Source organism: Streptomyces sp. NPDC093111, assembly GCF_040683955.1.
In the GTDB taxonomy this organism is placed as follows: domain Bacteria; phylum Actinomycetota; class Actinomycetes; order Streptomycetales; family Streptomycetaceae; genus Streptomyces.
Map to the genome: position 1 here is coordinate 90,205 of NZ_JBFBNW010000007.1, position 22,663 is coordinate 112,867.

At 72.8% G+C, this 22,663-nt stretch carries 19 protein-coding genes, 1 tRNA gene and 1 pseudogene; 14 read left to right on the forward strand and 7 right to left on the reverse strand.

Annotation, left to right across the window (positions count from 1 at the left end):
- The first annotated feature begins 24 nt into the window (after nucleotides 1-24).
- On the forward strand, nucleotides 25-720 hold the full coding sequence (locus tag AB0Q96_RS13690; RefSeq protein ID WP_365324912.1) for a 2-phosphosulfolactate phosphatase: 696 nt from the start codon (nucleotides 25-27) through the stop codon (nucleotides 718-720).
- 126 nt (nucleotides 721-846) lie between these two features.
- Nucleotides 847-2,112 (forward strand): annotated as a pseudogene (locus AB0Q96_RS13695) (MFS transporter); the annotation flags it as partial.
- Nucleotides 2,113-2,441: 329 nt separating this feature from the next.
- Here AB0Q96_RS13695 and AB0Q96_RS13700 read toward each other — a convergent pair.
- The 3 genes from AB0Q96_RS13700 to AB0Q96_RS13710 all read right to left on the reverse strand — a co-directional run bounded on the left by AB0Q96_RS13700 (nucleotide 2,442) and on the right by AB0Q96_RS13710 (nucleotide 7,085).
- Nucleotides 2,442-3,353: a cellulose-binding protein gene (locus tag AB0Q96_RS13700; RefSeq protein ID WP_365324914.1), complete on the reverse strand. Its 912-nt coding sequence runs from the start codon at nucleotides 3,351-3,353 to the stop codon at nucleotides 2,442-2,444.
- Nucleotides 3,354-3,487: 134 nt separating this feature from the next.
- Nucleotides 3,488-6,091: an SUKH-4 family immunity protein gene (locus AB0Q96_RS13705; RefSeq protein WP_365324916.1), complete on the reverse strand. Its 2,604-nt coding sequence runs from the start codon at nucleotides 6,089-6,091 to the stop codon at nucleotides 3,488-3,490.
- Between the two features lie 7 nt (nucleotides 6,092-6,098).
- Complete coding sequence (locus tag AB0Q96_RS13710) at nucleotides 6,099-7,085, reverse strand: SMI1/KNR4 family protein (RefSeq protein ID WP_365324918.1); 987 nt, start codon at nucleotides 7,083-7,085, stop codon at nucleotides 6,099-6,101.
- 263 nt (nucleotides 7,086-7,348) lie between these two features.
- Here AB0Q96_RS13710 and AB0Q96_RS13715 point away from each other — a divergent pair, with 263 nt between their 5' ends.
- Both AB0Q96_RS13715 and AB0Q96_RS13720 read left to right on the forward strand, forming a co-directional pair.
- Nucleotides 7,349-7,861, forward strand: a complete 513-nt coding sequence (locus tag AB0Q96_RS13715; RefSeq protein ID WP_365324920.1) for a YwqJ-related putative deaminase — start codon at nucleotides 7,349-7,351, stop codon at nucleotides 7,859-7,861.
- 61 nt (nucleotides 7,862-7,922) lie between these two features.
- Complete coding sequence (locus AB0Q96_RS13720; RefSeq protein WP_365324921.1) at nucleotides 7,923-8,414, forward strand: SUKH-3 domain-containing protein; 492 nt, start codon at nucleotides 7,923-7,925, stop codon at nucleotides 8,412-8,414.
- Nucleotides 8,415-8,487: 73 nt separating this feature from the next.
- On the opposite strand, the gene AB0Q96_RS13725 is transcribed toward AB0Q96_RS13720, so the two are convergent.
- Nucleotides 8,488-9,813 carry a histidine kinase gene (locus AB0Q96_RS13725; protein WP_365324923.1) on the reverse strand — a complete coding sequence of 442 codons (1,326 nt, stop codon included), beginning with the start codon at nucleotides 9,811-9,813 and terminating at the stop codon, nucleotides 8,488-8,490.
- Between the two features lie 153 nt (nucleotides 9,814-9,966).
- Between AB0Q96_RS13725 and AB0Q96_RS13730 the strand changes: the two genes are divergently transcribed.
- From AB0Q96_RS13730 to AB0Q96_RS13765, 8 genes are all read left to right on the forward strand, one after another.
- Nucleotides 9,967-10,830, forward strand: coding sequence for a hypothetical protein (locus tag AB0Q96_RS13730; RefSeq protein WP_365324925.1), 864 nt, complete (start codon nucleotides 9,967-9,969; stop codon nucleotides 10,828-10,830).
- A gap of 24 nt (nucleotides 10,831-10,854) precedes the next feature.
- Nucleotides 10,855-10,926: transfer RNA gene (locus tag AB0Q96_RS13735), tRNA-Gln, on the forward strand.
- Between the two features lie 110 nt (nucleotides 10,927-11,036).
- Entirely contained in the window at nucleotides 11,037-12,485 is a 1,449-nt protein-coding gene (gene glmU, locus AB0Q96_RS13740) for a bifunctional UDP-N-acetylglucosamine diphosphorylase/glucosamine-1-phosphate N-acetyltransferase GlmU (RefSeq protein ID WP_365324927.1), read from the forward strand.
- A gap of 121 nt (nucleotides 12,486-12,606) precedes the next feature.
- Nucleotides 12,607-13,581 (forward strand): ribose-phosphate diphosphokinase, encoded by a 975-nt coding sequence (locus tag AB0Q96_RS13745; protein WP_351665269.1) that lies wholly within the window; start codon nucleotides 12,607-12,609, stop codon nucleotides 13,579-13,581.
- Between the two features lie 276 nt (nucleotides 13,582-13,857).
- Nucleotides 13,858-14,445: a 50S ribosomal protein L25/general stress protein Ctc gene (locus tag AB0Q96_RS13750; protein ID WP_365324929.1), complete on the forward strand. Its 588-nt coding sequence runs from the start codon at nucleotides 13,858-13,860 to the stop codon at nucleotides 14,443-14,445.
- A gap of 97 nt (nucleotides 14,446-14,542) precedes the next feature.
- Entirely contained in the window at nucleotides 14,543-15,139 is a 597-nt protein-coding gene (gene pth / locus AB0Q96_RS13755) for an aminoacyl-tRNA hydrolase (protein WP_365325413.1), read from the forward strand.
- A 40-nt stretch (nucleotides 15,140-15,179) separates the two neighbouring features.
- Nucleotides 15,180-15,623 (forward strand): hypothetical protein, encoded by a 444-nt coding sequence (locus AB0Q96_RS13760; protein WP_365324931.1) that lies wholly within the window; start codon nucleotides 15,180-15,182, stop codon nucleotides 15,621-15,623.
- A gap of 134 nt (nucleotides 15,624-15,757) precedes the next feature.
- Nucleotides 15,758-16,546, forward strand: coding sequence for an LPXTG cell wall anchor domain-containing protein (locus AB0Q96_RS13765; protein WP_365324933.1), 789 nt, complete (start codon nucleotides 15,758-15,760; stop codon nucleotides 16,544-16,546).
- 125 nt (nucleotides 16,547-16,671) lie between these two features.
- On the opposite strand, the gene ppc is transcribed toward AB0Q96_RS13765, so the two are convergent.
- Complete coding sequence (gene ppc, locus AB0Q96_RS13770; protein WP_365324934.1) at nucleotides 16,672-19,401, reverse strand: phosphoenolpyruvate carboxylase; 2,730 nt, start codon at nucleotides 19,399-19,401, stop codon at nucleotides 16,672-16,674.
- Nucleotides 19,402-19,636: 235 nt separating this feature from the next.
- Between ppc and AB0Q96_RS13775 the strand changes: the two genes are divergently transcribed.
- Together AB0Q96_RS13775 and AB0Q96_RS13780 are read left to right on the forward strand one after the other, a co-directional pair.
- Complete coding sequence (locus AB0Q96_RS13775; protein WP_365324936.1) at nucleotides 19,637-20,626, forward strand: fatty acid desaturase; 990 nt, start codon at nucleotides 19,637-19,639, stop codon at nucleotides 20,624-20,626.
- Nucleotides 20,623-21,312 (forward strand): TetR/AcrR family transcriptional regulator, encoded by a 690-nt coding sequence (locus AB0Q96_RS13780; RefSeq protein ID WP_365324938.1) that lies wholly within the window; start codon nucleotides 20,623-20,625, stop codon nucleotides 21,310-21,312. Before AB0Q96_RS13775 ends, AB0Q96_RS13780 begins: the two co-directional genes overlap by 4 nt.
- A 70-nt stretch (nucleotides 21,313-21,382) precedes the next feature.
- On the opposite strand, the gene AB0Q96_RS13785 is transcribed toward AB0Q96_RS13780, so the two are convergent.
- Together AB0Q96_RS13785 and AB0Q96_RS13790 are read right to left on the reverse strand one after the other, a co-directional pair.
- Nucleotides 21,383-21,751, reverse strand: a complete 369-nt coding sequence (locus tag AB0Q96_RS13785; protein ID WP_365324940.1) for a VOC family protein — start codon at nucleotides 21,749-21,751, stop codon at nucleotides 21,383-21,385.
- On the reverse strand, nucleotides 21,751-22,587 hold the full coding sequence (locus AB0Q96_RS13790) for a trans-aconitate 2-methyltransferase (protein ID WP_365324942.1): 837 nt from the start codon (nucleotides 22,585-22,587) through the stop codon (nucleotides 21,751-21,753). Before AB0Q96_RS13790 ends, AB0Q96_RS13785 begins: the two co-directional genes overlap by 1 nt.
- Between the last annotated feature and the right edge of the window lie 76 nt (nucleotides 22,588-22,663).

Below are 22,663 nucleotides of genomic sequence, written 5' to 3' on the forward strand. Positions count from 1 at the left end.
GCCCCTTGGCATCAGAATGGCACGATGGATCATCACTTCGTCGGCATACCCGAACTGACCGGCGTCCCCCGCGTCGCGGTCGTCATCGACGTCATGCGCGCCTTCACCGTGGCCGCCTGGGCGTTCGCGCGCGGCGCCGAACGGATCGTGCTGGCCGGGACGGTGGACGAGGCGCTCGCCCTGAAGGAGCGCCACCCGGGCTGGCTGGCCCTGAAGGACGGGGCCCCGGCAGCCGGCTTCGACGCGGTGAACTCCCCCGCCCTGCTCCGGTCGCGCGACTTCACCGGGCGCACGCTGGTGCAGAAGACGACGGCGGGCACCGTGGGCGCGCTGGCCGTCGCGGACGCCCCGCTGGTCCTGTGCGCGAGCTTCGTCGTGGCCGGTCCGACCGCCCGGTTCCTGCGGGCCGCGGACGCCGGCCCGGTCACCTTCGTCGTCACCGGCGAGGACGGGCGGGCCGACGAGGACCGGGCCTGCGCCGAGTACATCGGCCGCTCCCTCGCGGGCGACGGGGTCGACCCGGCGCCGTACGTCCGCCGCGCGGGCAACTCCCGCGCGGCGGCCGAGCTCGCGGCCGAGCTGCGCGAGGGCTCCCACCCGGACGACGTCGCCCTCTGCCTGGAGGTCGACCGCTTCCCCTTCGCGATGGCGGCCCGCCGCGAGGAGTCCCTGACGGTGCTGCGGCCGGTGCCGGCGCCGGCGCCCGACCTCCGCGACTGAAAATCTCTTTGCCGGATCCGCAAGATTCGTGGTCCGGGTCCCGCCCCGGCCCGACCATGGCCCGCAGGCGCCGTCGAGGCGCTCCCGAGCGCGCGAGACGCGCCTCCGACGGCAGAAGGCGGGCCCGTGACCACTCTTGCGACGCAACCCCCCACACTCGGTGCCCGCGGACGGTGGACGGTCCTGGCCGTCTGCGCGCTGAGCATGTTCCTGGTCGGGCTCGACACGACCATCGTCAACGTCGGCCTGCCCACGATCGGCGAGGGCCTGGGCACCGGCACCCGCGGCCTGGCGTGGGTCGTCGACGCGTACACCGTCGTCCTGGCCGGCCTGCTGATGGCCTCCGGAGCGCTCGCCGACCGCTTCGGGCGGCGCCGGGTGTTCCGCTGCGGGCTCGTCGTCTTCGGCCTCGCCTCCCTGGCCTGCGCGCTCGCCCCGTCGCTCGGCGTCCTCGTCGCGGCCCGGGCGCTCCAGGGCGTCGGGGCCTCGATGCTGAGCCCGGTGGCCCTGGCGATCGTGGTCAACACGATGCCCGACGCCCGGGAGCGGGCCCGGGCGATCGGCGTCTGGGCCTCGGTGTTCGGGCTCAGCATGGCGGCGGGGCCGGTCACCGGCGGCGCGCTCGTCGACGTCGCGGGCTGGCGGGCGGTGTTCTGGGTCAACGCGCCGGTCGTCGTCGCCGCCCTCGTCCTGGTCGCCGTCTTCGTACCGGCGGACGGGGTACGGGACGGGCGGCGGACCCGGCGCCTCGACCTGCCGGGCCAGCTGCTCCTCACGGCGGTCCTGGGCCTGTCCGTCGGCGTCCTCATCGAGGGCCCGCGCATCGGCTGGGGCTCCCCCGCGGCCCTGACCTGCTACGCCCTGCTCGCCGCCGCCACGGCCGCCTTCGTGCGGGTCGAACTCCGGCGCCCCGAACCCCTCATGGACCTCCGGCTGTTCCGGCGCCCGCGCTTCGCCGGGGCGGTCCTCGGCGCGGTCGCGGTGTTCGCCGCGCTCAACACCGGACTGCTGCTCAACACCCTCTACCTCCAGCACACCCGCGGCTGGACCCCGCTCGCCGCGGGCGCGGCGACCCTGCCCATGGCGCTCGGCGCCACCCTGTGCGCGCCCTGGTCCGGCAGCCTCACCGGACGCCACGGGCCCCGCCGCCCGCTGCTCCTCGCGGGCGGGTTCACCGCCGCCGGCGGCCTGAGCCTGACCGGTCTGGGACCGCACACCTCCGTGCCGCTGCTCCTCACCGCGTACCTGCTCATCGGCATCGGCTTCGGCTTCGCGAACGCCCCCCTGACCAACACCGCCGTCGGCGGCCTGCCGCCGTCCCGGGCGGGCGTCGCCGGGGCGATCACCTCCACCGCGCGCCAGATCGGCGCGGCGGTCGGCATCGCCGTCGCCGGAGCCCTGGTCACCGGCGTCCCCCCGACCGGCCTCGCCGAAGCCTCCCGCCCCGGCTGGCTCCTCGTCACCGGCTGCGGCCTGTTCCTGCTGGCGGTGGCGAGGACGGCGGGCACGGCCGCCCAGGCGCCGGGGGCGGGCGGGCCGCGGCGGGTGGGCAGGCGCCGGCGGGCGGGCAGGCGCTGGCGGGCGGGCAGGCCGCGCCGGGCGGGCAAGCGCCGGCGGGCGGGCAGGCCGCACCGGTCAGGACTCGGCGCCCCTAAGGGGCAGGGCGGCGTCTCCTGGTCGCCGCCCTGCCCCTCGGCCTCGGGCTACTCCCCGGCCTCGGGCTACTCCCCTGCCTCAGGCTTCTCCCCGCCTCCGGGCTTCTCCCCGTCCCGCGGTGGTTCCACCCGCCCCGTGAGCGCCGCGAGCGACGAGCGGATGTGCTCCATGTGGGAGTGGATCTCCTCCCGGGCCTCGTCGTGCTCGCGCCGCACCCGGTCCGTCTCGCGCTCGACGCGCTCCTGCTTGAGCCGCGCCTCGGCGAGGATCTCCGCGGCCTTCGCCTCCGCGTCCTCCTGGCCGTGCCGCGCGGCCTCCTTGGTCTCGGCGAGGCCGCGCCGCGCCTCGTCCAGCTTGCCGTCCGCGTAGGCGACGAGCTCCTCGTGCCGGGCGTCGAGCTCGGCCACCCGCCGGGCCGCCGCCTGGTCGGCCTCCTCGCGGAGCGTCTGGTGCTCCTCGCGCTGCGCCGCGCGGACCGCCTCGGCCTCGCGCCGGGTCTCGTCGAAGGCGGCCCGCGCCTCGGCGCGCGCCTGCTCGGCGTCGCGCAGCGCCGAGGTGCGGAGCGCGTCCGCCTGGAGGCCGGTCTCCTTGCCGGTCGCCCGGGCCGCCGCGTCGGCCGCCGCGCGGACGCCCTCCGCGTACGCCTTCGCCGCCTCCGCCGCCTCGTCGGCCGCGGCCTCCGCCGCCTCGGCGAGCGCCTGCGCCTCGGCCTCCGCGTCCCGTACCAGGGTCTCGTCCTCGGCCTCGGCGAGCTCCAGGATGCGGCGGGCCCGCTCGCCCAGGGAGTCGTAACGCTGCGGGGCGAGCGTGGCGACGGCCTCGCGCAGCCGGGCGGCCTCCGCCGCCATCTCCTTGGCGAGGACCGTCAGGCGCGCCGCGCGCTCCCACGCGCCGTCGCGTTCCTCGGAGAGCGCGGCCAGGTAGCGGTCGACCTGCTCCGGGCGGTAACCGCGCCCCCGTCCGACGGCGAAACTCATGCCTGACGCCCCTTCGTCTCCCTTATGTCCAACAAACACCAAGGATGCGGCATCAGAACGGACAAAAAGCGCCCGACGTGAACACACGTCGAGCGCCTTTCGTCACATCGCGTTCCCGCGGGGACCCGGTCGGGCTACAGCAGGCCGTCCCACATCTGCTCCAGGAGCACGGACCACCAGTTCTCCGGCGAGGACAGCGCCGCCGGGTCCAGCATCGCCAACTGCGCCTGGAAATCGCTCGTCCAGCGGCCCGCCTGCTCCGGGTTGAGCCCGAACCGCAGCCGCCACATGCGCCCGAGCAGCGCCAGGCAGCGGACGAACTCCGGCAGCCCCGTGTTCACGAACTGCGGCGGCACCGACTGCCCGCCCGGACCCGCCTCCACCGGTACGGCCACGATGTGCGCCGTCCCGTACTGGACGCAGATCGCCCGGCCGAAGTCCGAACCGAGCACCAGGTACGACCCGGCGTCCGCCGCCGGCTGCACCTGCCGCTGCGCCGCGAGCTCCGCGAGCGTCGGCACCACCGGCATGGCCGGCTGCGCCCAGAAGAACGGCCCGAAGTCGGCCGGCAGCCCCGCCCACACGAGCGTCACCGCCACCAGCTCCGGAACACCCTGCCGGGACACCGCGCGCTGGTCGAAGCGCAGGATGCCCGGACCGAAGGCCCCGGCCAGCTCCTGCGCCACGCCGTCCGGCGGCAGCGGCGGCGCCGGCTGCACCTGCGGCAACGGCGCCCGCACCGGCGCGGGGCGCGCCGGACCGTCCGCGACCTGGTGCAACTCGCCCTGGTGGGTCACGAGTTGCTGCATGCCCTGCTGACGGCCCGCGTGATCACGCCCGTACGGCGCGATGTTCGTGATCCGCGCCTGCGGCCAGGTCTCCCTGATCATCCGCGCGCAGTAACCGCCCGGCAGCTCACAGGACTCCAGCTCCGTGTGCAGCTCCAGCACCTGCTGCGGCGGCACGTTCATCGCGCGCAGCTCGTGCAGGATCTGCCACTCCGGGTGCGGGGTGCCCGGCGCGGAACGGCGGATGATCTGCTGCTCCGAGCCGTCGGGCGCGCGGTAGCGCAGCACGGCCTGGTAGCCGGGGCCCACCGTCGGCGGCCCGACGGGCGGCTGCTGCGGGTACCCGTACGCGGGCGGCGGCGCGGGCGCGTTCACCGGCGCCGGCACCGGACCGGGCGGCGGGGGCGGCCCGACGGGACCACCGGGACCGGGCTGCGCCAGCATCGTCGCGGCGTGCGCCACCCCGCCCGGCGGCGTCCCGGGCGCACCCGGCACCCCCGGCGGCGGAGGCGGAGGCGGCGGCGCACCGGGCCCACCCTGATTCGGATGCGCCAGCATCGTCGCGGCATGCGCCACCCCGCCCGGCGGCGTCCCGGGCGCACCCGGCACCCCCGGCGGCGGAGGCGGAGGCGGCGGCGCACCGGGCCCACCCTGGTTCGGATGCGCCAGCATCGTCGCGGCGTGGTGCACGGCGGGCGGCGGCGTCGCGCCGGGCGGCGCGGGCGGGCCCGGCGGACCGGGCGGCGCCGGCTGGGCGGGCGGGCCCGGCGGCGTCGGCTGCGGCCCCTCGGGCCCGAGCTGCGACACCAGCTGCGTCCGCACGTACCCACCGGGCGGCGGCGTCGGCGCCTTGCTGGTCGCCGCGTCCGCGATGTCCGCGGCGCCGGGCGCGCCCGGCGGCACCGGCGGAGCGCTCGGCTGCGGGGCCGGCGGACCGGCCGGCGGGCCCGGAGGCACCGCGGGACCGCCCTGCGGGAACGGGGCGTCCGTGTTCAGGCGCGGCGCGATGGCCGTCGCGGGCAGCGCGCTGCCGCCCTTCATGAGCGCGGTGGGAGCGTCCGCCCCCACGACCGGCGGCGGCGTGTCGTCGTCGTCCGCCCCCGAGAGCGGCGGCGCGAACACCGTCGCCGGCAGCGGTACGGCCCCGTCGGCACCGCCCGCGCTCGCGTTCGCGTCCGCCCAGGGGCTCGACGAGGACGGCGCGGGAGCGGCTGCGGGAGCATCACCCGGAGCGGACGCCGGAACCGACGGCGCGGGCGAGGCCGGAGGCGGAGTCTGGTCCGGAACAGGGACCGGAGAAGCCGCAGGCGCAGGCGCGGACTCAGGTACGGGCAGGGGCGCGGGCACGGACTCGGGTACGGGCCGCGGCGCAGGCGCGGACTCAGGTACGGGCAGGGGCACAGACGCGGACTCGGGTACGGGCAGCGGCGCGGGCGCGGACGGCTCCTGAGCGGCACCGGCAACCCCGACGCCCCCCACACCGGCCTCGGCCCCGGAAGCCCCCAGCCCCGTCGATCCGCCCTCCGTCGACGCTCCCGCGCTCGCCTGCGACGCGTTCGACGCCACCGGCGGCAGGCCGATCTTGTCCGCGGCCTCCTGGAGCCACTCCGGCGGGCTCAACAGGAACGAGGTCTGGTTCAGGTCGATCCGGGCGGACGCCTGCGCCGGAACCGACGCGGCCGGCTCGGCCACCGCGCCGTACTCCTCCTCGTAACGGCGGATGACCTCACCCACCGGCAGGCCCGGCCACAGCGTCGCCTCGCCGCTGTCGCGGGCGATGACCAGCCGCTGCCGGCCCCCGTCCTGGGTCGGCGCCTCCTCGCGGTCCTCGGCCCACACGACGAAACCGAGCCCGAACTCGCGTACCCGCACCTCCCGGTGCAGGTACGCCGGCACATCGCCGTTGATCCACTCCTCGGCGCGCTCCTGCGCCTGCGCGAACGTCACCACAGCCAGTTCACTCCCCCACCGGGACCACGGGAACGGCGCGCGCGAAGCCGCCGTCCACCATCAGGTTCGCCACCGTCTCCAGCTCCGGCGGATTGCCCGCCAGGCGCTGGAGGAACACGTCGAAGTCGGCGCCGCAGGGCAGCAGCAGCCGCTCCACCCGCTCGTTCACCGACCAGCCGTCACGGTCGCGCGCGTCGTCGTAGGCGCAGAACCACACCGAGCCGACCGCCTCGCCCTTCACCTTCACCGCGAGCAGACCGCCCTGGACGAAGGCCACGCCCAGGTAGTCCTTCGTCAGGTGGTCACGGAGGCACTTGTTGACATAGACGAGGTCGTTGACCCCGGCCTCCTCGCGCACCGTGAAGAACGGCTGGTCCACCAGCAGGCCCAGCTCCGCGTCGAGCGCGGCACCCATCGGCGCGCAGCCGCCCGCCGCCTTCAGGAAGGACCGGTACGCGCCCGGGAGCCGGTAGCCGAGATCCTCCTCGACACCCTGGAGCTGCTGCTCCGACACCGGCATCGCGCGCTTCGGCAGCCCGAAGTGCGCGGGCCGGGTCTCCTGCAGCGGCCGGGTCCCGCGCTTCGCGTGGTCCACGGCCGCCGTCGTCACCCCACCGTGGTGCCGCAGCAGCGCCTTCACCTCGACGGGCACCAGCTCCAGCCGGCGCGTGTGCGCCACGTGGTGCCAGGTCCAGCCGTGCGGGGTGGCCACCGCCGGAATCGTGTCCCACAGCTCGTGCCCCGTCGCGGCCAGCGCCGCGTTCGCCGACACGTAGTCCGTCAGGCGCAGTTCGTCGACACCGAAACCCTCCGGCGGATCGGCGATCTCCGCCGCCGCCCGCGCGTACGCCGAGAAGTCCGGGTAGCCGCGCTCGTCCACCCGCACCCCTCGGGGATGCCGGGAGGCCCGGACCGGGTCCGGGAAGTGCACGACCTGCCCGGCGTACGCCGAGTTCGGCGGCGCGGTGTCCTGGCCGAGCCGACCTGTCGTCATGGCGGTTGCCCCCTGTGACTGCTGCCGGCGGGCGCCGACTGCTGCTGGTTGGTCCGCACAGCCTAAGCGGTGCCGCGCGCCCCCGACCCGGCCCGATGCGCCCACCCCTCCCATGGTGACCACGTGTCACGACGGCATGACAGCACCGCCATGATTCCGACACACCGAAAGCACGTTTCCGCGCCCCCGCTTCCACATCCGGCACCGGGTTTGGCAGGCTGTTCCAGCAACTCGGGGGATTGCGGGAGGGGAAGACCAGCACCATGCACGCAAGCACCACACCGGCACCATCGCCCACGCAGGGTGACCCACGCCTCAGTTGGGGCAGCGACGCGGACAGCCAGCGCGCCCCCTTACTGCGTCACCGCCGCGACGGAATCCTGCCCGCGGTCGGCGCCGCCCTGTCCGTCCGCGGCGAGACCCTCACCTGTACCGCCGCCCGCGGCGACCGGGCACCGGACCTCCACCCGCTCGTCCAGGACTTCCTCGACACCCTCACGAGCGGCCAGCGCGAACGTTTCACCGGACGCTGCCCGGAAGCGATCCTGCTCTCCCGGGCCCTCACCGCCACCGAGGGCACCCGCTCCAAACGGGCCCAGCGCAAACCGCTCACCCAGAGCGAGGCGCGCCGGTCCCTCAAGCACGCCAAACTCACCGCACGGCGCATCCGCGAGGACGGCGACCCGCTGCACGGCAGCTACGCCACACCCTGCCGCTCCTGTACGGCGATGCTCGCGCACTTCGGCGTCCGCGCCGTCGACCCGACCGACGGCTGAACCCGTCCGACCGGGCCCACGACACGGCCGCCCCCACGCCCAGAACGGCGGAACCACACCCATGCCCGACCTGAACAGCACCCGATTCCCGGTCAACGTCGACGCCGCCCTGCGCGAGGCCGGCTGGCAGCCGGGCCGCTGGGACATCAAGCTGGCCGAAGAATGGGCCGACACCCTGCGCGCCCACGTCACCCCGGCCGGACACCGGCACAGCGTCTTCCCCGCGGCCGTCGAGGCCTGGGCGGAATTCGGCGGCCTGCACGTCACCGCGCCCGGGAACGGGCGCCAGATAGCCCCCGCCACCATCCGCTTCGACCCCCTCGCCGGCATCCACCTCGCCCGCACCCTCGGCGACCTCGGCCGCGCCCTCGACACCGAGCTGGCACCGCTCGGCGAGGAGGGCGACCAGCGGGCGGTCCTCGCCATGGACGTCGAGGGACGCGTCTACAGCGTCGACCACACCGGCGACTGGTACCTGGGCCGGGACATCGACGCGGCCCTGTCGACCCTCGTCACGGGAACCCAGCCGACGCGCCTGACCGCCGGAGGCTGAGCGGAACGAGCGGGTCCCCAGGGTCCTACGGGCCTACGGGTCCCCCGGGTCGTCCTATGGAGAGCGCCGCTCCCTAAACCACCGGAACCACCGGAAGCACCGCGCTCACCCGGAAGCCGCCCGCGTCCGTCGGCCCCGACACGAACACCCCGCCGAGACCCGACACGCGCTCACGCATGCCGACCAGCCCGTTCCCGCCGCTCGGCAGATGCGCGTCGGCGGCCGTCGCGTCCGAGGGACCGTTCTCCACCTGCATCGCGACCTCGGCCTCGCGGTGCGCCAGCCGCACCACCACCTCGGCGCCCGCCGCGTGCTTGTGGACGTTGGTCAGCGCCTCCTGGACCACCCGGTACGCGGTCTGCTCCACCTCGGCGCCGTACGCGCGGGGCTCGCCCAGCACCACCAGTTCCACCACCGCACCGGCCTGCCGCGACTGCTCGACCAGCGCGTCCAGGGCGTCCAGACACGGGCCGCCGTCCCCCGCCGCGGCCTCGGCGGCGGCAGCGGCGGCACGCCCGACCGCGGCCAGCGGCAACGCCGGGGACGCCTTCGGGACCTCCTCGCGGAGCACCCCCAGCATCTCCCGCAGCTCCGTCAGCGCCTGCCGCCCCATGTCACCCACCAGCGCCGCGTTCCGCACCGCCTTCTGCGGATCCTTCAACGCGACCGCCTGCAACGCCGCCGCGTGCACCACCATCAGCGACACCCGGTGCGCCACGACGTCGTGCATCTCGCGCGCGATCCGCGTCCGCTCCTCCTGCCGCGCCCACTGGGCGCGCTGCTCGGCCCGGTCGGCGAGCAGCGACAGCTCCTGCTCCAGGCTGTCCGCGCGCTCGCGCAGGGACTCCATGAGCCGGCGCCGGGCCCCTATGTAGAGGCCGAACAGCAGCGGCGGGGCGTTGAGGCCCAGGGTCATGAAGAGGGAGACGACGGGGACGTACCAGCCGCTGGGGTCGAAGTCCTGCTGGTCCACGTCGGCGTGGGCGACGTCCTGGCGGAGCCGGACCATCGTCACGATGTACACGGCGACCGTGGACATGCCGGCGAGCGCGGCCGTGAACCGGCGGGGCACCTCGGAGGCGGCCAGCGAGTAGAGGCCGACGATGCCCATCAGGTAGCCCATCTCGGCGGGCGTGACGGCGATCGACACGAGCACGACGGTGATCGGCCAGTGGCGCCGCACCAGCAGTACCGACCCGACCATCAGTCCGAACAGCACCCCGACGGGCACCGGCAGCGCGGCCTTCTCGGCGAAGCCGATCCCTTCGAGCCCGCACTCCAGCGCGGACACGACGGCCAGCGCCACGTCCAGCACGACACTCCGCCGTCTCCCCCACCACCACCAGCTACGCGGGGCGCGCGCGCCCACAGCGTCCTGATCTGCCCCCGTTGTGGTCATGCCGTCCACCCTACGGGCGACCGCCGCCGATTTTCCCGCCTCCACCGCCGCCCGGAGCGGCGCGCGTCAACATGTGCGCACACCAGTCCCTCGAACTATTGAATCGCCAGCACTTTCGACCCGGACGTCCGCATTCCGGACGAGGCTGGCCCCATGTCACGAGAGACGAGCCGGTACGCCGACTTCGAAGACTTGCGCGCGCAGGCAGTGGCCTTGCGTCGCGAGGGTCTCAGCCTCCGCCAGATCCGCGACCGCCTGAAGGTCTACAACAACGACATCCTTCACCGGCTGGTGCGGGGCGAGCCCGCCCCGGAATGGACGAAACGCCCCAACGCCAAGGACGACCTGCGCACCCGCGCCCGGGAGCTGCGCCTGGCGGGCCGGACCTACGACCAGATCCAGCTGGAGCTGGGCTGCTCCAAGAGCTCGATCTCCCTCTGGGTGCGCGACCTCCCGAAGCCGGCGCGGCCGGAGCCGTCCGAGCAGGCCAGGCTGGCCGGCCGAAAGCGCTGGGAGCACGAGCTCGCCGTACGCGAGGGGGAACGCCAGAGGACCAAGCACGCGGCGCGCCAGGAGATCGGTCCGATGACGGATCGCGAGCTCCTGATCGCGGGAACGGCCCTGTACTGGGCGGAAGGGGCGAAGGACAAGCCCTACTCGCGCCGGGAGAACGTCCAGTTCGTGAACAGCGACCCGGGCGTCATCCAGGTCTATCTGGCCTGGCTGCGCCTGCTGGGCGTCGAAGCGGAGCGGCTGACCTTCCGGGTCATGATCCACGCGACGGCGGACGCCGAGGGCGCGGAGCGCTACTGGGCCGAGCTCGTCGGTGTCGCGCCGGCCGCGTTCCAGCGGACCACGATCAAGAAGCACAACCCGAAGACGATCCGGAAGAACACCGGCTCCACGTATCGCGGCTGCCTCGTCATCCGCGTCGCGCGGGGCGCCGAGCTTTACCGTCGCATCGAGGGCTGGTGGTGCGGCATAGTAGGTGCCGTCGATTCGACCGGGGTGACGTAATGCCCGATTTGATCGACTTAGCTATCCCCTGTGGTGTAATCGGCAGCACTGGGACCTTTGGAGTCCTATGTCCGGGTTCGAGTCCTGGCAGGGGAGCTGTTCGTACGAGGGTCCCGACCGTTCCGGTCGGGACCCTTACTCATACCCCGCCCAGTACCCCCCGGTATCCTTCGGAGGTCCACCCCCCGAAGCCGAAGGGCACACCCGTGAGCGCCAACCGCCCGGCCGCCGTCGTCGTCCTCGCAGCGGGTGAGGGCACCCGCATGAAGTCGAAGACCCCCAAGGTCCTGCACGAGATCGCCGGGCGTTCGCTCGTCGGGCACGTCGTCTCCGCCGCTCGTGAGCTGGAGCCCGAGGACCTGGTCGTGGTCGTGGGGCATGCGCGGGAGCAGGTCAAGGGGCATCTGGACGAGCGGTACGCGGGGACGCGGACCGCGGTGCAGGAGGAGCAGAACGGGACCGGGCACGCGGTGCGGACGGCGCTCGGGGAGCTCGGGCGGGCGCCCGAGGGGACCGTGGTCGTGGTGTGCGGCGACACCCCGCTGCTGTCGGGCGAGACGCTGCGGGCGCTCGCCGCGACGCACGCGGCCGACGGGAACGCCGTGACGGTGCTGACCGCCGAGGTCCCGGACGCGACCGGCTACGGGCGGATCGTGCGCGACGAGGCCACCGGTTCGGTGACCGCGATCGTCGAGCACAAGGACGCCTCCGACGCGCAGCGGGCGATCCGGGAGATCAACTCCGGGGTGTTCGCGTTCGACGGGGCGCTGCTGGCGGACGCGCTCGGCAAGGTGCGGACGGACAACAGTCAGGGCGAGGAGTACCTGACCGATGTGCTGTCCATCCTGCGCGAGGCCGGTCACCGGGTGGGCGCTTCCGTGGCCGCGGACCACCGGGAGATCCTCGGTATCAACAACCGGGTGCAGCTCTCCGAGGCGCGTGCGCTGCTCAACCAGCGGCTGCTGGAGCGGGCGATGCTCGCCGGCGTGACGGTGGTGGACCCGGGTTCGACCTTCGTGGACGTGACGGTGACCTTCGAGCCGGACGCGGTGGTGCTGCCGAACACGCTGCTGCTGGGTGCGACGCACGTGGGCGAGGACGCCGTGGTGGGTCCGAACACGCGTCTGACGGACACGACGGTGGCGCGGGGGGCGCGGGTGGACAACACCGTCGCCGACTCCGCCGTGGTGGGCGAGGGCGCGTCCGTGGGGCCGTTCGCGTATCTGCGTCCGGGCACCAAGCTGGGTGCGAGGGCGAAGGCCGGTACGTACGTCGAGATGAAGAACGCCGTGGTGGGCGAGGGGACGAAGGTCCCCCATCTGTCGTACGTGGGTGACGCGACGATCGGCGACCACACGAACATCGGTGCGGCGAGCGTTTTCGTGAACTACGACGGGGAGGCGAAGCACCACACCACGATCGGCTCTCACTGCCGTACGGGTTCGGACAACATGTTTGTGGCGCCCATCACGATCGGGGACGGGGCGTACACCGCCGCCGGGTCCGTGATCACGAAGGACGTGCCGCCGGGCTCGTTGGCCGTCGCCCGTGGCCAGCAGCGGAATATCGAGGGCTGGGTGGCCCGTAAGCGTCCGGGCAGCGCGGCCGCGCAGGCGGCCCATGCCGCCTCGGAGAACTCCGTCGGCGAAAGCTGACCGGAAACGAGTACGTCGAACTCGGCGTACCGTGATACGTGCACACAAATTCGGCTGGCTCGCACACGCGCACGGGAGCGCGGGTATCCGTTGCCAGAGAAACCGTCGAGGAGACAGTGCTGTGACCGGGATCAAGACGACCGGCGAGAAGAAGCTCATGCTCTTCTCCGGCCGCGCCCACCCCGAGCTGGCCGAGGAGGTCGCACACCAGCTGGGTGTCGGCATCGTGCCGACCAAGGCTTTCGACTTCGCCAACGGTGAGATCTACGTCCGCTTCCAGGAGTCGGCTCGTGGCGCGGACTGCTTTCTGATCCAGAGCCACACGGCTCCGATCAACAAGTGGATCATGGAGCAGCTGATCATGATCGATGCTCTGAAGCGGGCTTCGGCCCGGAGCATCACCGTGATCGTCCCGTCGTACGGCTACGCCCGTCAGGACAAGAAGCACCGCGGCCGTGAGCCGATCTCGGCCCGTCTGGTCGCGGATCTGCTGAAGACCGCGGGTGCGGACCGCATCCTCACGGTCGACCTGCACACGGACCAGATCCAGGGCTTCTTCGACGGTCCGGTGGACCACCTGTCGGCGCTGCCGGTCCTGGCGGACTACGTGGGCGCGAAGGTGGACCGTTCGAAGCTGACGATCGTGTCCCCGGACGCCGGTCGGGTGCGTGTGGCGGACCGTTGGTGCGACCGTCTGGACGCACCGCTGGCGATCGTCCACAAGCGTCGTGACAAGGACGTCGCCAACCAGGTGACGGTCCACGAGGTCGTCGGTGACGTGAAGGGCCGTGTGTGTGTCCTGGTGGACGACATGGTCGACACCGCGGGCACGATCTGCGCGGCGGCGGACGCCCTGTTCGCGCACGGCGCGGAGGACGTCATCGTGACGGCGACGCACGGCATCCTGTCGGGTCCGGCGGCCGACCGTCTGAAGAACTCGAAGGTCAGCGAGTTCGTGTTCACGGACACGCTGCCCGACCCGGGCTCCCTGGAGCTCGACAAGATCACGGTGCTGTCGATCGCGCCGACGATCGCGCGCGCGGTGCGTGAGGTGTTCGAGGACGGTTCGGTGACGAGCCTCTTCGAGGAGCACTGAGCCTCGCCGCTCGGCCCTGAGGGCCGGGAGGTCTGACGTGTAAGGGCCGTCTCCCTGGGGAGGCGGCCCTTACGCGTGCCCGGGCGGTCCTGGCCTCGGAAGTGATCCATTTGGGTGCCCGGTGGGCTGCCGCTAGACTGTCGTGGTTGCTCGGCGAGGGAGGCCGGATCCTGTGGGATCCCGGCGGTCCGTTATCGACGCGCTCTTCGTAGCAGGCCATCGCCAGTCGTGGCCGGGTGACAGTCACAGACGTCACCACCCATACGAGGAGTGCACATGTCCGAGGTCAAGCTCGCCGCTTCCGTCCGTACCGAGTTCGGCAAGGGCGCCGCCCGCGCGATCCGTCGTGCCAGCCTGGTCCCCGCCGTCGTCTACGGCCACGGCTCGGAGCCGGCCCACATCACCCTTCCGTCCCACGAGCTGGCCCTGGCGCTGCGTACGCCGAACGTCCTGCTCTCCCTGGACATCGACGGCAAGAACGAGCTGGCGCTCCCGAAGGCCGTCCAGCGTGACGCCATCAAGGGCTTCCTCATCCACGTCGACCTGCTCCTCGTGAAGCGCGGCGAGAAGGTCACCGTCGAGATCCCGGTGCAGGCCGAGGGTGAGCTCGCCGCCGGTGGCAACCTGCTGGAGCACGTGCTCGGCACCCTGGCCGTCGAGGCCGAGGCCACCCACCTCCCCGAGACCGTCACGGTCTCCGTGGAGGGCCTGGAGGCCGGTGCCTCCATCCTCGCGAAGGACATCGCCCTCCCGAAGGGTGCCTCCCTGGTGACCGACGCCGACGCCGTCGTCCTGCAGGTCCTGGCCGCGCAGGCCGAGGAGCCGGCCGCCGAGACCGAGGCCGCCGAGGGCGCCGAGGCCTGAGCCGTAGGCTCTGCTTGACGTGACGGGGTGACGGGCCGGGAACGGCCCGCCACCCCGTTTCTTTCTGTCTGTACGCATACGAGGAGACGTGACGCAGATGACGGACGACGCGAACGCCCCCTGGCTGATCGTCGGCCTCGGCAACCCGGGCCCGGAGTACGACGGCAACCGGCACAACGTGGGCTTCATGGTGGCGGACCTGCTGGCCGGGCGCATCGGCGGCAAGTTCAAGCGGGCGCAGAAGGCGCAGGCGCAGGTGGTGGAGGGCCGGATCGGTCCGCCCGGGCCGGCCAACCGCCGGGTGGTGCTGGCGAAGCCGATGTCGTACATGAACCTGTCGGGCGGCCCGGTGACGCAGCTGCGGGACTTCTACAAGGTGCCGACGGCGCACATCGTGGCGGTCCACGACGAGCTGGACATCGACTACGGGGTGCTGCGGCTGAAGATCGGCGGCGGGGACAACGGGCACAACGGCCTGAAGTCGATGACGAAGTCGATGGGTGCGGAGTACCACCGGCTGCGGTTCGGCATCGGGCGGCCGCCGGGCCGGATGCAGGTCGCGGACTTCGTCCTGAAGGACTTCTCGTCGACGGAGCGCAAGGAGCTGGACTACTTCGTGGACCGGGCGGCGGACGCGGTGGAGTGTCTGGTGACGGAGGGTCTGGAGCGGGCGCAGTCGGCGTACAACACGTAGGACCCCGCGGTCCGCGCGTACGACTGTACGATCGCGGGTCATGACGCTCGCCCGTAACGCCGCCATGGCCCTCGTCGTCCTGCTCCTGCTCGTCGCGGGTGCCTGGTCGTCCTGGGGGACGGCCCAGCACGTGCTGCTCGCGAAGGGGCGTGAGCACGGCACGTTGACGGTGACGGGCTGCACCGAGGAGACGTGCAGCGGGCGTTACGTGCCGGACGACCCGGCCTCGCGGCTGCGGGCGGTGACGATCGCGCACTCGGTGGCGGCGGAGAAGGGCGACACGCTGCCGGTGGTGGTGAAGCCGGGCACGCAGGAGGCGGTGCGCGCGGGCTGGGGCGGGGGGCTGCACGCGTGGCTGCCGCTGGGCGGGGCGCTGTTGCTCGCGGCGCCGCTGATCGGTGGCGGGATGCGGCTGCCGAGGACGGCGTGGTCGGCGGCGGGGGCGGGGGCGGCGGTGTTGCTGGGCGCATTCTTCGCGCTCTGACGATTTTCGGACACCGCGGCGTGATCCCATCGAATCGTTATCGCCCTCTGGGTTAAGGGTGACTTAAAGCGACGGATAGGCTGCCCGAGCCACCTCCCACGGCATCCCTCATTCCCATAGATGGACGACTGCCCATGCGACGTTCCCTGATATCCGCCGGCGCGCTTGTCGTGGCGGTGGCAGGCTCCCTGGTCCTGGCTCCGCACGCCCTCGCCAGCGGCAAGCCGCACGGCGACAACGGCACCGTGAAGATCCACGACTCGAAGACCAAGGAAGAGCTCAAGCAGAACGAGCCCAAGGTCTGCTCCTTCTACCTCGACGCCTTCGGCTTCGACGCCGACCAGAGGGTCCAGTGGCACATCGAGGCCTGGGCCGACAACGCGCAGGAGAAGGGCACCACGGTCAAGGAGGGCAGCATCGTCCTCGACGGTGACGGCCACGAGCGCACCGCGGACATGACCCTCCCGAACGGCCAGTACAAGCTGTTCTGGAACTTCGCCGGCGAGAACGGCAAGGCCAAGCAGAAGGTCTTCAAGACCGACTGCGAGCCCGGCGAGGAGAACCCCGGCACCCCGACCGGCACCCCCTCGGGCACCCCCTCCGGCACCCCCTCCGAGACCCCGAGCGGCACGCCGTCCGGGACCCCCTCGGAGACGCCGTCCGGCACCCCGTCCGGCACCCCGTCCGAGACGCCGTCCGGTACGACCTCCGGCACCCCGAGTGAGTCGGTCTCCCCCACCGCCTCCGCCTCGGAGAGCTCCGCCTCCGGCCAGCCCACCCCGGGCGCGTCCGAGTCGGCCGGCGGCGGTCTCGCCCAGACCGGCTCCAGCGCCCCGATCGGCGTCCTCGCCGCCGTCGCCGCCGTCCTCGCGGGCGCCGGCGCGTTCCTGGTGAGCCGTCGTCGCAAGGCCCAGCAGCACTGAGGCCCGGCAGCACTGCGGCCCGGCAGCACTAGGGCCCGGCGGTACCGGCGGCGCACGCCGTCATGACGGTGCCCCCGCGGGGATTCCCCGCGGGGGCACTGTCGTGTCCGGGTCCGGAAGGACCGTCAGCCGGTGTTGCGCAGGCCCGCCGCCACGCCGTTCACCGTGAGCAGGAGCGCGCGGGAGAGCAGCGGGTCCGGGTCCTCGCCTCGCTCCGCGGCGGCCCGCTGACGGGCCAGCAGGGCGACCTGGAGGTAGGAGATCGGGTCCAGGTAGGCGTCGCGGATGGCGAAGGTCTGCTGGAGCACCGGGTGCGAGTCGAGCAGCTTCTCGCCGCCCGTCACCTTCAGGACCTCGGCGACGGTCAGGTCGTGCTCGGCCTGGATGGCGTCGAAGACGTGCTGGAGTTCCTCGGGGACGAGGGTGTCGACGTAGTGCCGGGCGATCCGCAGGTCCGTCTTCGCGAGCGTCATCTCCACGTTGGAGAGGAAGTTGCGGAAGAAGTGCCAGTGCTCGTGCATCTCGCCGAGGACCTCTTCGAGACCGGCCTCGCGCAAGGCCTTGAGGCCGGAGCCGACGCCGAACCAGCCGGGGACGATCTGGCGGGACTGGGTCCAGCCGAACACCCACGGGATGGCCCGCAGTCCGTCGAGCGAGACGCCCGAGCCGGGGCGGCGGGACGGCCGCGAGCCCAGGTGCAGGTCGGCGAGCTGGTCGACAGGGGTCGAGGCGAGGAAGTACGTCGGCAGGTCCGGGTCCTCGACCAGCCGGCGGTACGCCGAGTGGGCGGCGTCCGAGACGGTGTCCATGGCCGCGTCCCAGCGGGCCAGCGCCTCGTCGGACTGGCGGGGCGCGGTGTGCAGGGCGGAGGCCTGGAGCGTGGCGGCGACCGTGAGCTCCAGGTTCTCCCTGGCCAGCGACGGGATCAGGTACTTGTCGGAGATGACCTCGCCCTGCTCGGTCACCTTGATCTCGCCCTCCAGGGTGCCCCAGGGCTGGGCGAGGATCGCGTCGTGCGAGGGGCCGCCGCCGCGGCCGACGGTGCCGCCGCGGCCGTGGAAGAGGCGCAGGCGCACGCCGTAGCGGTGGGCGACGTCGCGCAGTCGGCGCTGGGCGCGGTGGATCTCCCACTGCGAGGTGGTGATGCCGCCGAACTTGGAGGAGTCCGAGTAGCCGAGCATGACCTCCTGGACGTCGCCGCGCAGCGAGACGAGGCGCCGGTAGGAGGGGTCGGCGAGCATGTCGTTGAGGATGACGTCGGCGGCCTTGAGCTCGTCGGTGGTCTCCAGGAGCGGCACGATGCCGATCTCGGCCCAGCCGGCGTGCAGGTCGACGAGTCCGGCCTCGCGGGCGAGGACGGCGGCGGCGAAGACGTCGTCGGCGCCCTGGCACATCGAGATGATGTAGGACTCGATGACCTCCGGGCCGAAGCGCTCGAAGGCCTCCTTGACGGTGTGGAAGACGCCGAGGGTCTTCTGCCCGGCCGCGTCGAGCGGGGCGGGCGTGGGCGCCAGCGGGCGGCGCGACCTGAGCTCCTTGGCGAGCAGCTTCTGCCGGTAGTCGCGCGGCATGTCGGCGTACCGCCAGGACTCCTCGCCGAGCCGGTCGAAGAGCTGCCCGAGGGCGTGGTGGTGGGCGTCCGCGTGCTCGCGGACGTCCATGGTGGCGAGCTGGAGGCCGAACGCGGACAGGGTGCGGATGGTGCGGTCCATCCGGCCGTCGGCGAAGAGGCCGCCGCGGTGCTCGCGCAGCGAGGTCTGGATCAGGGTGAGGTCGCGCAGCAGTTCGGCGGTGCCGAGGTAGTCGCGGCCCTCGACGTGCGGGGTGCCGGTGGCCAGGCGCTCGCGGGTGTTGACCAGCTTCTGGCGGACGCAGGTGGCCTTGAGCCGGTAGGGCTCCTCGGCGTTGAGGCGCTTGTAGCGGGGGCTGATCTCCGGGAGGCGCTCCAGGTCGGCCTGGAGCGAGTCCAGGAGCTCCTGGGTGGCGCCGGTGTAGCGGATGGAGTTGGAGAGCAGTCCGCGCAGGTAGTCGACGAGTTCGAGGGCGTCGGTGATGCCGTGCTCGTGCTGGAGGATCAGCACGTCCCAGGTGACCTGGGGGGTGACGTTGGGGTTGCCGTCGCGGTCGCCGCCGATCCAGGTGCCAAAGGTCAGCGGGCGGGTGCCGGAGGGCAGTTCGAAGCCGACCCGCTCCAGTTCGGCGGCGAGGTCCTCCAGGACGTCGCCGACCGCGTTGGCGTGCAGCTCGTCGAGGTAGTAGATCGCGTTGCGGGCCTCGTCGGCCGGCTCGGGGCGGACCACGCGCAGCTCGTCGGTCTGCCAGATGAGGTCGATGTTCTCGGCGAGCCGGAGGTCGTGGCGGCGCCGGTCGGCCTCGATGACCGGGGTCTCCAGGAGCACGGCGATGCGCCGCAGCTTGTTGAGGACCGAGCGGCGGGCGGCCTCGGTGGGGTGGGCGGTGAACACCGGCCGTACGTTGAGGTTCTTGATCGTCTCGCGTACGTGGGCGGCGTCGCCGTCCTTGAGCATGTCGGCCGTACGGGCGAGCAGTCCGCCCTCGGCGGCGCGCCGCTCGCGCATCTCGCGGCCGCGGTGCACCTGCTCGGTGACGTTGGCCAGGTGGAAGTAGGTGGAGAAGGCGCGCACCAGGCGGGCGGCGGTCTCCAGCTCGACTCCGCGCAGCAGTTCGGCGGCGGCCTCGCCGTCCTCGCGGGTGAGGCGGCGGACCTTCTCGACGAGGTCCAGGAGCTCCGGGCCCTCCTGGCGGACGAGCGTCTCGCCCAGCAGGTCGCCCAGTCGGCGGATGTCGGAGCGCAGCTCGGCGCTGGCTGTGGAGGTCTGGTCGGCACTGCTCACAGGTGCGGCTCCTTGCAGTGTTTGAGCACGTCTGGAGGGGTACTGGAGGCTTGCGGACCGCGCTGTCCGACGCACCCAGGATAGGTGTCCGATTCGGCGGCACGGGCAACGCCCCGGCTTAGGCACTCTTGTCGGGCGCCGACGCGCTGCCATACTTACGTCGCCGTAGGTTACGGGACCGTAGCCTCGGCTTCTTTTCGCACGCGCCCTCACCCTCACCCCCCAGGGGACACGTATGACCATCAGCCCCGAGGTGACCTCGGAATCCGCCGCCGAGGCACGCGGGACCGCCCCCGATCCGCCGTCCGCCACGCTGGGTGGTGACAGCAAGCGTTCGATCGAGCAGATCACCCTGCTGCTGTTCATCACGGTGCCGTTCCTGGCCCTGGTCGCGGCGGTGCCGCTGGCCTGGGGCTGGGGGGTGAGCTGGCTCGATCTGGGGCTCATGACGGCGATGTACTACATCGGCTGTCACGGCATCACGATCGGTTTCCACCGCTACTTCACGCACGGTTCGTTCAAGGCGAAGCGCCCGCTGCGGATCGCGCTGGCGGTCATGGGCTCGCTGGCGGTCGAGGGGCCGCTGGTGCGCTGGGTGGCGGACCACCGCAAGCACCACAGGTTCTCCGACGCGGAGGGCGACCCGCATTCGCCGTGGCGGTTCGGGGAGACGCTGCCGGCCCTGATGAAGGGGCTGTGGTGGGCGCACATCGGCTGGATGTTCGACGAGGAGCAGACGCCGCAGCACACGTACGCGCCCGATCTGATCAAGGACCCGGCGATCCGCCGGATCTCCCGCCAGTTCGTGCTGTGGACCGTGGTGTCGCTGGCGATCCCGCCGGTGGTCGGCGGTCTGGTGACGATGTCGTGGTGGGGCGCGTTCACGGCGTTCTTCTGGGGCTCCCTGGTCCGGGTGGCGCTGCTGCACCACGTCACCTGGTCGATCAACTCGATCTGCCACGCGGTGGGCAAGCGTCCCTTCAAGTCGCGGGACCGCTCGGGCAACGTGTGGTGGCTCGCGGTGCTGTCCTGCGGGGAGTCCTGGCACAACCTGCACCACGCGGACCCGACCTCGGCCCGGCACGGCGTGCTGAGGGGGCAGGTCGACTCCAGCGCGCGGCTGATCCGCTGGTTCGAGCAGCTCGGCTGGGCCTCCGACGTGCGCTGGCCGGCCGCGTCCCGCATCGAAGCCCGGCGCCAGGGCACGTCCGTCGACGCGGCATGATGGAAGACGTGGCGAACGACGGCGGTACAGGCATGACAGGCGGTACGAGCGAACCGAAGCCCCGGCGCGGCCGCCGGGTGAGGATGACGGGCGCGGAGCGCCGGGAGCAGCTCCTCGACATCGGTCGCACGCTGTTCGCGGAGAAGGGCTTCGAGGGCACGTCGGTGGAGGAGATCGCGGCGAAGGCCGGGGTGTCCAAGCCGGTGGTGTACGAGCACTTCGGCGGCAAGGAGGGCCTGTACGCGGTCGTGGTGGACCGGGAGATGCGCCAGCTCCTGGACATGGTGACGGGTGCGCTGACCGCCGGTCATCCGCGCGAGCTCCTGGAGCAGGCCGCGTTCGCCCTGCTGGACTACATCGAGCGCTATACGGACGGCTTCCGGATCCTGGTCCGGGACTCGCCGGTGGCGCAGTCGACGGGCACCTTCGCGTCGCTGATCAGCGACATCGCCACGCAGGTGGAGGACATCCTGGGTCTGGAGTTCAAGACCCGCGGCTTCGATCCGAAGCTGGCCCCGCTGTACGCGCAGGCCCTGGTGGGCAGCGTGGCCCTGACCGGGCAGTGGTGGCTGGACGTGCGCAAGCCGAAGAAGGCGGAGGTCGCGGCGCACCTGGTGAACCTGGCCTGGCACGGGCTGGACGGCCTGGAGCAGAAGCCGCGGTTGATAGGGCACCGCAAGAGCTGACGGCCGGGGCGGAGAGCCCGGGGCCGGGGACGGGGGTGTCGCACGCGGGTGCGGCGCCCCCGTCCCCGTGTCAGTCGACGGGCTCCAGGAACTCCAGCCGGTTGCCGACCGGGTCGTCGGTGTGGAAGCGGCGGTGGCCGGGCAGGCCGTCGTCCCAGCGGAGCTCGGCCCCGTGTCTCTCCAGCCGGGCCGCGTAGTCGAGGATCCCGGTCACCCGTAGTCCCGGGTGGGCCTTGCGGGCCGGCCGGAAGTCGGCCTCCACGCCGAGGTGGAGCTGGACGGCGCCGCCGGCGGCGGCGAACCAGCAGCCGCCGCGGGCGGCGAGCGCGGGTGGCTTGGGGATCTCGGTCATGCCGAGGACGTCCCCGTAGAAGGCTCGCAGGAGGTCCTCGCTGCCGGCCGGAGCGGCGAGCTGGACGTGATCGACGGCGATTAACATCAGACGGCCTTCCTTGCCAGGACGAAGATCCTCCGGAACGGGAACGCGGTGCCGTGCGGGCCCGGCGGGTAGGCCTCGCGGAGCCGCTCGCGGTACTGGTCGAGGAAGGCCTCGGTGGCGGCGTGGTCGTCCCTGAGGGCGGTGAGCACGGGGCGCAGGGCGGTGCCCTTCACCCAGTCGAGGACGGGGTCCTCGCCGGTGAGCAGCTGGTAGTAGGTGGTCTCCCAGACGTCCGTCTCGCAGCCGAGGTCGGCGAGCCGGCGGAGGTAGTCGGCCGGTTCGAGGATGTGGACGAAGCGCCGGCCCTGGTCGCCGACCCGTTCCCGCCACTCGGGCGTCTCGCAGAGCTCGCCGAGCAGGGCGTGGCTGGGCGCGTTGAAGTTCCCGGGGACCTGGAAGGCGAAGACGCCGCCGGGGCGCAGGCCGGCGATCCAGGGGGCGAAGGACTCGGGGTGGTTCGGCACCCATTGCAGGGCGGCGTTGGACACGATCAGGTCGTACGGCTCCTCCGGCGTCCAGTGGGCCGCGTCGGCCGCCCGGAAGTCGATCCAGCCGCCGCCCGAGGTGGTGCCCGCCCAGTCCTTCTCGGCCCGCTCCAGCATCTCGGGGGAGAGGTCGAGGCCGGTGATGTGCGCGTCGGGCCAGCGGTCGGCGAGGAGCACGGTGACGTTGCCGGGGCCGCAGCCGACGTCGGCGATGCGGGCCGGCCCGGCGTCGGAGCCGGGCAGCTGCGGTATTCGGGCGAGCAGGTCGAGGAACGGGCGGGTGCGGTGCCCCGCGTGACGCAGGTACTGCTGCGGGTCCCATGTCGGTGCGGCGGATTCCACGGAATGCATGATCGAAGCCCCCTTGCTGGAACGAGATGCCGAAGCGGAACGGAGTTCCGGCCCGGTCCCTTCCCCATAGTCAAGG